Here is a 7,592-nt window from a genome sequence, read left to right as displayed (position 1 = left end):
GAGCCGGGTCTGACCGGCCCGCGCGGACGCTACGCATCGACACTGCTGGCCTCGCATGGGGGGCGTGTTGTGCCGGTGGAGGTAGTGGCGGAAGCAGAAAAGCTATTGGCACTTAAACTACAAGCGCCGGCATAGGACCTTTCAGAATTCGCTCTGGCGAGTCGAATAGCGTGGTTCTTCGAGAACCGGAGCGGCGCGTACTTAAAGTACGTGAGCACCGGAAGCGCAGAAAACCGCCCGCGCATGACCCCGAAAATCGTGATTGATTTTCGGAAAGGGATCATGCGCTAACTGAAAATCCTACAGCGTCCTTTGCGCGTCCGAGAGGACGCGCGGCGCTGTAGTCGGCCGCCAGAGTAGAATTATCAAAGGTCCTAGATGAACTGCACCTGGACGATCTCATACCCCCTGGCGCCGCCAGGCGCGTTGACCTCGATGGCATCGCCGACTTCCTTGCCGATGAGCGCACGCGCGATCGGCGAGGAGATCGAGATGCGGCCGGACTTCACGTCCGCCTCCTGGTCGCCGACGATCCGGTAGGTCTTCTTTTCCTCGGTGTCCTCGTCGACCAGCACCACGGTGGCGCCGAACTTGATCTTGTCGCCGCTGAGCTTGCTGACGTCGATCACCTCGGCGCGCGCAATATAATCTTCAAGCTCGTTGACGCGGCCCTCGTTGAGGCTCTGCGCCTCTTTGGCGGCATGATATTCGGCATTTTCGGACAGGTCGCCATGCGAGCGCGCTTCGGAGATCGCCTCGATGATGCGCGGCCGCTCTTCCTGCTGGCGCCAGCGCAGTTCTTCCTTCAATGACGCGAACCCCTCGCCTGTCATCGGGACCTTGTTCATGATGCCTGCCTTTCCTGCTGCCACCCCCGCGTATCGGGGAAAGCCTTGTCGATGGGTACAAAAAGAAAACGGGTCCGGCAGCCTCGAGCTTACGGAACCGTTTCACCGCAATTTCCCTGAATATAGCAATGTCAGCGGGTTTTTCACGCCCAAAAATCGGTTTTGCTAAAATCATCCCCGTTTTCATCAGTCGGGGGCGATGAATGAGACCGGGGGCAACAAAAAACGGCCGCGATCGCTCGCGGCCGCTTGGAAGAGCCCTGGGATCTTTTCAGCTTCTCATGAAATGGTCGATCTGCTCGGCCAGCATGCCATATTCACGCGAACCCTTGCCGGTCCGCTTCTCGATTTCCATCAACTGCTGCTGGGCGCCGGCCAGATCGCCGATCTGCAGATGCGCTTCGCCGAGATATTCGCGCACCAGCGTGTAGTTCGGATCGATGCGCAGCGCTTCCTCGTAATAGCCGAGGCCGACGGTGACGCGGCCGGAATGGCGGTGCGAATAGCCGAGATAGTTGAGGATGCGCGGATCCTGCTTGTTGGCGGCGAGGCTGAGCACGGCAATCGCCTCGTCATAGCGCCCGGCCATCGCCAGCGCGTGGCCTGCATCATAGATGCTGTCGTCGTCGAGCATGCCTTCCTGGGGCGCGACGCACTTTTTCTTCTTCTTGTCCCAGACCTGGCCCTTCTTGCACTGGGTGACGGTTTCGTCACCGCCGCTGCCGCCGCTGCCGGCGGCGTACACGGGAACAGCGAGGAACTGCAGCGCGAGAAGCGCGGTCGCAGCCTGGATCAGCATTCTTTTATGCATCGAAACCTCCTGGAGGGTGAGAATGCAATACTAACGCCGGTCGGCTTGCGTTTCATCCCGGAAAAATGCGGGCGGGAGAACATCAGGTGACGGATGCCGCGAATCCGCTATCATCCGGCAAACGACCTGAGGGAGACGGCCCTTGCAGCGGCGGCTTGAAAAGGACTGGGAGCTTTCGATCGGCCCCGACACGGTGCGCCTGTTCATCCTCAAGGCCAAGGCACTGAGTGCGGCCGTCAATGAAGACTATGCCGATGGCGCCGAGCACGAGGTCGAACTCGACGGCGAGTCCCATGTCAACCATCACCATGACGGCCTTGCCGAGGAAAGCTCCGAGAACCTGACCGAAGAAGAGCTACGCGAGCTGATCAACGACCTCAATGTCGATGAAGCAGCCGAGCTGATCGCGTTGGCCTGGGTCGGTCGCGGCGACTACGACGCCACCGAATGGGCGGACGCGCTGGCCGCCGCGCGCGAACGCGCCAACAAGCGCACCGCGAAATACCTGCTTGGCATGCCGCTGCTCGCCGACTGGCTGGAGGAAGGGCTGGAAGCGATCGGTGCGTAACGGAGCGGTTACCGTTCGTGATGCGGCCAAGGCAACCACCTTGCGTCGGCGCCGTTGAGGGCGATGGGGTCGATCGTCTTTTCCCGAATATGCAGGATTGCGTTGACCGTGGCCGTCACGGCCTTGCTGGTGATGCCGGTCGAGGCGAGACATCGCCATCGGCATCATAAGCCCCCGACGCCGCGGGTCGAGCAGCCGCTGACACCACGAGCCGACCAGCCCCTGAAACCAAGGGGCGGAAAGCGTTTGAAACCACGGCGCCACCGGCAGGTCACGCCAAAGCAGACACAGCAGAAAACGCAGGCATCGCTGCCCTCGCCTGCCGATGTTCCCGTGCCCGAACCCGGCACTCCGATAATCCAACCCGGCATTCCGGTGCCCGAACCACGCCCGGCGGACGCACCAAAGGCTGAAGCTGCAAAGACCGAGGAGCAAAAGCGCGTAGGGCCGAAGGCCGCGGAAGCGCCCGACCGTTTCAAGGAAGAAAAATCCCACCAGGAAAAGCAGGCACGTCCCGAGCCATTGGCTCCGGAGCCATCAACCGGGGAAAACGAGCCGGAGCCGCCGGACGTCGCGCCAACGCCGACACGAAAGCCTGACATTGCAGAACCCGAGGCCCAGCCGCCAACCGTCGCCCCGCAGCCACCGCAAAAGCCGGCCGATGCGGACGAGGAGAAGATGCTGCCCGATCCGCGCTCGGCCGACGTGCCAGATGAAAAAATGCCGGCCGAGGAAGTCGCATGCCGCGAACGGTTAAAGACGCTCGGCGTCGAATTCGAAGAGCACAAGGCGGAAAGCCAGCCCGAAATCGGCTGTTCGATTCCCTACCCCATCGTGCTGAAGACCCTTGGAAAGTCGATCGCGATTGCCCCAGGCACCGAGCTCAACTGCAAGATGGCCGAGGCGACGGCGCGTTTTGCCGCCGATGTCATCCAGCCGGCGGCAAAGGCCGAATTCGGTGCGGACCTGAAATCGATCGGCCAGGCATCGGCTTTTGTCTGCCGGCCACGCAACGGCACACGAAAACTGTCGGAACACGCGTTCGGCAACGCGCTCGACATCGCCAGCTTCACGCTGTCGGACGGCAAGAAGATCGAGGTCGGCCCGGCGCCGCCGGAGAAAGACGCCAAATTCCTCAACAATGTTCGCAAGGCCGCCTGCGGACCCTTCAAGACGGTGCTCGGCCCAGGCGCCGACGCCGATCATTCCCTGCATTTCCATCTCGATCTCGAACCGCGCCGTCATGGCGGAACGTTCTGCCAGTGATCATGGCTGATCCAGGCCGCGTGCCGCAATTCGGCCGCAGGCATGAACGCGGACGCTGAGTTTTCCTTTACCCTTGATCGTTAAAATGCCGGATATCCATCAACGGGATTCCGCCAATGGCCGGCAAATTTCGGGCCGTGTTTTTCGCCACCGCGCGCCAGTCAAAATATGCAGCAATGCTGCCCGCCGGTCTGGCGCTGGCGGCGCTTTCCGCCTGCAACACCGGCAGTGTGCTGTCGCTGCAGCCGGCCGTCGACGTCGGCGCGCAGACGGCTGCCGTGCCGCAATATGCCGGCATGCAGAAGCTTGTCCCTTCCAATCCGTACATGACGCAGGCCGCTTATCCGCGCATGGACGAGCCGATGTCGCCCGTCGAGCAGATGCCGGCCAGCGAAACCGACTGCCGTCAGCAATTGAAGCGCCTCGATGTCGCCTACACCGACCTGGCGCCGATCCATGAAGGCCAGTGCGGCATCGATTATCCGGTCAAGGTCTCGGCCATCGGCAACATCCAGATGAAACCCGCCGCAACCCTGACCTGCGACATGGCAGCTACCTTTGCCGGCTGGACGAAGAACGAACTCGTTCCCTCCGCCCGCTGGCGTTATTTCTCCGGCGTCAAGACCATACACCAGGGCTCCAGCTATTCCTGCCGCCGGATTGCCGGCGAAGGCGTCCTGTCCGAACACGGCAAGGGCAATGCGCTCGACGTCATGAGCATCGAGCTCAACAATGGCGACGACATCGACGTGCGCAAGCCCGGCCTGTTCGCCTTCCGCACCCGTGGCTTCCTCAACAATGTGCGCGCCGACGGCTGCCAGTACTTCACCACCGTGCTCGGCCCCGGCTACAATTACGACCACCGCAACCATTTTCATTTCGACATCAAGAACCGCAAGAACGGTTATCGCGCCTGCCGTTAGATCGGTGCCGGGTATCCTTTGCCTGAATGCCATGACAACGCCTAATGTGATGCCGGAACATTTGAGCGGCATTCATGGGTCAACGAAGCGTTCGGCGACGCATTATGATCTGGGCGGCGACCTTGTTGGCCGCGTATCTGGCGCTCGCCTATTTCGCCGCACCGGAATTCTGGACGTTCCGCGATCGAGGTTTTCGCACGCATCGCTTCGAGATGCTGACGCACACGCCGCAAGGCATTCCGGGCGACCCGATCAATGTCGGCCTTGTCGGCACGCAGAAGGAGGTGGTCCACGCCTTTGCCGTTGCCGGCTGGGACACTGCCGACGCCGTCACCCTGAAGACCGCGATCGAGATCGGTGAAAGCGTGCTGTTCGACCACCCCTATCCCGATGCGCCGGTCAGCAGGCTGCTGTTCGATGGCCGTGCCCAGGATCTCGCCTTCGAAAAGCCGGAGGGCATCAGCGCCGACCGACGGCATCATGTCCGCTTCTGGCAGACCGATGCAAGCGGCGACGATGGCCGGCCGCTGTGGCTGGGCTCGGCCAGCTTCGATCGCGCCGTCGGCTTCAGCCACGACACCGGCGCCGTCACCCACCATATCGGCCCCGACATCGACGCCGAGCGCGATTTCCTGATGCGCGACCTGGCCACTGCCGGCATGCTGCTCTCGACCAGCGACATATCGGGCGTCGGCGCCACCAAGGCGGGACGCAATGGCGGCGGCGATCTCTATTTCACGGACGGCGAGGCAATTGTCGGCGTGTTGAAGCAGTTGCCATGACATCGCAAAAGTCAGGTCGTCGTGATCACGATCTTGCCGAACGGCCCTTTCTCCAGATGTTGCAAGGCCTGCGGCACCTCATCGAAGCCAAAAACCTTGTCGATGACCGGCTTGATCGCCAGCGCCTCGATCGCCTGATTCATACGCTCGAAAGCACGGCGATGGCCGATCGACAGGCCCTGCACGGTGATGCGGTTGCGCATGAAGGGCAGGATGGGAAAGCTGAGCTCCATCGCGCCCAGCAGGCCGATGATCGACAGCCGGCCGTCGGCGGCCAGCGCGTTCAGAGATCGCCTTGCATTGTCGCCGCCGACCATTTCCAGCACGTGGCTCACGCCCAGCCCGTTCGTCAGCTCACGCGCGGCATCGTCCCAGGCCGGTTGCGTGCGGTAGTTGATCCCTTGCCAGGCGCCAAGCTTTCTCGCCCGCTCAAGCTTTTCATCACTGCTTGAGGTGACGATGGCGCGCAGGCCGAACGCAGTGGCGAACTGCAGCGCAAACAGCGACACGCCGCCGGTGCCCTGGATCAGAATGGTCTGACCCGGCACCGGTTTGGTCGCCTCGGCCATGGCGAACCAGGCCGTCAGCGCCGCGATCGGCAATGTCGCGGCCTCGATGTCGCCGAGCGACGGCGGCGCCAGCACCGCGGCGTCCTCGCCGAAGATGACATGATCGGAAAGCATACCCGACAGCGACGACCCCAGCGTGTGCTTATGCAGCACCGGCGGTGCGTCGCCATCCGGCCAATCGGCGATCACCTGGCCAAGCACGCGCTGGCCGACCTGAAAGCGGCTGACCGCACTGCCGACGGCCACCACTTCGCCCACCGCGTCGGATGTCGGCACGAAGGGAAAGGCAAGGTCGGGGATCAGCACGCCGTCCACGATCATCTTGTCCTTGTAGTTGAGCGATACGGCCTTGGTCCGCACCAGCAAATCGTGCGGCCCTGGCTCGGGCACCTTGCCTTCCACCTGGCTTAGCCTGGACAGGCCAAAACCGCTCATCTGCCAGGATCTGTTGATTGGGGTGCTCATGTCGTCTCGCGCTCCGTGCATTGATGCCAGGCGAGACATTTATGCCTTTCGACTATAGAAAATAGTGCTTCCGTGCGGTATAATTTGACACTGATTGCGGACTAAAAGTCGACAATAGGAAATCGCCATGGAAACGGCCGACCTGCAAGGCACCGTTGCGTTTGTTCAGGCGGTGGAGGCCGGCAGCTTCACTAGCGCCGGCGAGCGGCTGCATGTGACGAAGTCGGCGATCGGCAAATCGATCGCGCAGCTGGAGCAGAGGCTCGGCGTTCGCTTGCTGAACCGCACCACCCGCAGTCTCAGTCCGACCAGCGAAGGCATCAGCTACTATGAAGCCTGCGTCCGGGCCCTGGCCGAGATCGAAGCCGCACAGTCGCTGCTCGCCTCGCGTCGGCAGGTCCCGTCTGGCCGGCTTCGGGTCGACGTGCCGCTGGCCTTCGGCCGACGCTGCGTCGCTCCCGTGCTGTTCGAGATTTCGAGGAAATTTCCGGACCTGACGGTTGAAATCTCCTTCAATGACCGCCGCGTCGACCTGATCGAGGAGGGCATCGACCTGGCGATCCGCATGGGCGAACTCGACGACAGCCTGTCGCTAGCGGCCAGGCGCCTCTATGCTCAGCGCTCGGCCATATGCGCGGCTCCCGACTATCTCGACAGGCACGGCCGGCCGCAATCGGTCGAGGATCTCGCCGATCACAGCGTCATTGGCTACGGTCGCGAGGGCATCGTCCGCCCCTGGGTGATCAGACATTCCGACGGCCATCTCGCAACCTTCGTGCCCAAGGCGCGGCTCGTTCTCGGCCATGGCGAACCGATGCTGGATGCGGCGCTCGCCGGCTGCGGCATCGCCTTCCTGCCGACATGGCTGGCCGCCGACAGCCTCAAAAGCGGCGATCTCGAAATGGTGCTGTCGGAATGCCTGGTCGAGAACATCGTCGTGCATGCCGTCTGGCCGGTGACGCGCGCGCTCACGCCAAAGGTGCGGGTTGTCGTCGACGCCCTCGTCGAACATTTTTCGGCGCCGCCCTGGGATGCCGCGTGAGCGAAATACCGGTCATTTCTCAAAAATCACGCCGGACTATTTTCGAAGACCGCGCCACAATGCTATTGACCGCTCATGTTATACGTCGAAATCGCTATCGTGGTCGTCCTCATCTGCGTGAACGGCCTTTTGTCGATGTCCGAGCTCGCCATCGTCTCGTCGCGCCCGGCCAGGCTGAAAGCGATGATCGACCGCGGCACCAATGGCGCCGGCCGCGCCCTTGATCTTGGCTCAAATCCCGGCAAGTTCCTGTCCTCGGTGCAGATCGGCATCACCTTGGTCGGCGTCCTCTCCGGCGCCTTTTCCGGCGCCACGCTC

General features: G+C 62.4%; 9 protein-coding genes and 1 pseudogene. 7 read left to right on the top strand and 3 right to left on the bottom strand.

All coding sequences use genetic code 11. The features are described 5' to 3' along the window. A pseudogene (locus tag EN991_RS40880) lies at nucleotides 1-135 on the top strand (lipopolysaccharide heptosyltransferase I); the annotation flags it as partial. Between the two features lie 239 nt (nucleotides 136-374). Here the strand turns inward: EN991_RS40880 and greA are convergent. Both greA and EN991_RS15410 read right to left on the bottom strand, forming a co-directional pair. Beyond that, nucleotides 375-848 (bottom strand): transcription elongation factor GreA, encoded by a 474-nt coding sequence (gene greA, locus EN991_RS15415; protein ID WP_013530066.1) that lies wholly within the window; start codon nucleotides 846-848, stop codon nucleotides 375-377. A gap of 271 nt (nucleotides 849-1,119) precedes the next feature. Then, nucleotides 1,120-1,659, bottom strand: a complete 540-nt coding sequence (locus EN991_RS15410; protein WP_013530065.1) for a tetratricopeptide repeat protein — start codon at nucleotides 1,657-1,659, stop codon at nucleotides 1,120-1,122. A 142-nt stretch (nucleotides 1,660-1,801) separates the two neighbouring features. Here EN991_RS15410 and EN991_RS15405 point away from each other — a divergent pair, with 142 nt between their 5' ends. From EN991_RS15405 to EN991_RS15390, 4 genes are all read left to right on the top strand, one after another. Beyond that, on the top strand, nucleotides 1,802-2,227 hold the full coding sequence (locus EN991_RS15405; RefSeq protein ID WP_013530064.1) for a DUF3775 domain-containing protein: 426 nt from the start codon (nucleotides 1,802-1,804) through the stop codon (nucleotides 2,225-2,227). 132 nt (nucleotides 2,228-2,359) lie between these two features. Beyond that, complete coding sequence (locus EN991_RS15400) at nucleotides 2,360-3,493, top strand: extensin family protein (protein WP_164753939.1); 1,134 nt, start codon at nucleotides 2,360-2,362, stop codon at nucleotides 3,491-3,493. Between the two features lie 116 nt (nucleotides 3,494-3,609). Further along, on the top strand, nucleotides 3,610-4,416 hold the full coding sequence (locus EN991_RS15395; RefSeq protein ID WP_127369064.1) for an extensin family protein: 807 nt from the start codon (nucleotides 3,610-3,612) through the stop codon (nucleotides 4,414-4,416). A 74-nt stretch (nucleotides 4,417-4,490) separates the two neighbouring features. Next, a complete protein-coding gene (locus EN991_RS15390; RefSeq protein ID WP_127369063.1) occupies nucleotides 4,491-5,198 on the top strand; it encodes an LssY C-terminal domain-containing protein in 708 nt (235 codons plus the stop codon). A gap of 11 nt (nucleotides 5,199-5,209) precedes the next feature. Here the strand turns inward: EN991_RS15390 and EN991_RS15385 are convergent, their stop codons facing one another. Beyond that, nucleotides 5,210-6,232, bottom strand: coding sequence for an NAD(P)-dependent alcohol dehydrogenase (locus tag EN991_RS15385; protein WP_024504162.1), 1,023 nt, complete (start codon nucleotides 6,230-6,232; stop codon nucleotides 5,210-5,212). Nucleotides 6,233-6,359: 127 nt separating this feature from the next. Here EN991_RS15385 and EN991_RS15380 point away from each other — a divergent pair, with 127 nt between their 5' ends. Continuing rightward, complete coding sequence (locus tag EN991_RS15380) at nucleotides 6,360-7,274, top strand: LysR family transcriptional regulator (protein ID WP_127369062.1); 915 nt, start codon at nucleotides 6,360-6,362, stop codon at nucleotides 7,272-7,274. Between the two features lie 75 nt (nucleotides 7,275-7,349). Beyond that, nucleotides 7,350-7,592, top strand: a 243-nt coding sequence (locus EN991_RS15375) for a CNNM domain-containing protein (protein ID WP_127369061.1), incomplete at its 3' end; no start/stop codon positions are given.

The sequence above is a fragment of the Mesorhizobium sp. M7A.F.Ca.US.005.03.2.1 genome (assembly GCF_003997795.1).
In the GTDB taxonomy this organism is placed as follows: Bacteria; Pseudomonadota; Alphaproteobacteria; order Rhizobiales; family Rhizobiaceae; genus Mesorhizobium; species Mesorhizobium ciceri.
This window is presented reverse-complemented; position numbering and strand designations above follow the sequence as displayed.

Excerpts from the sequence above, each read along its gene's own strand:
- greA (WP_013530066.1), bottom strand. The coding sequence starts at position 848 with ATGAACAAGGTCCCGATGACAGGCGAGGGGTTCGCGTCATTGAAGGAA.
- EN991_RS15410 (WP_013530065.1), bottom strand. The coding sequence starts at position 1,659 with ATGCATAAAAGAATGCTGATCCAGGCTGCGACCGCGCTTCTCGCGCTG.
- EN991_RS15400 (WP_164753939.1), top strand. The coding sequence starts at position 2,360 with ATGCCGGTCGAGGCGAGACATCGCCATCGGCATCATAAGCCCCCGACG.
- EN991_RS15395 (WP_127369064.1), top strand. The coding sequence starts at position 3,610 with ATGGCCGGCAAATTTCGGGCCGTGTTTTTCGCCACCGCGCGCCAGTCA.
- EN991_RS15390 (WP_127369063.1), top strand. The coding sequence starts at position 4,491 with ATGGGTCAACGAAGCGTTCGGCGACGCATTATGATCTGGGCGGCGACC.
- EN991_RS15385 (WP_024504162.1), bottom strand. The coding sequence starts at position 6,232 with ATGAGCACCCCAATCAACAGATCCTGGCAGATGAGCGGTTTTGGCCTG.
- EN991_RS15380 (WP_127369062.1), top strand. The coding sequence starts at position 6,360 with ATGGAAACGGCCGACCTGCAAGGCACCGTTGCGTTTGTTCAGGCGGTG.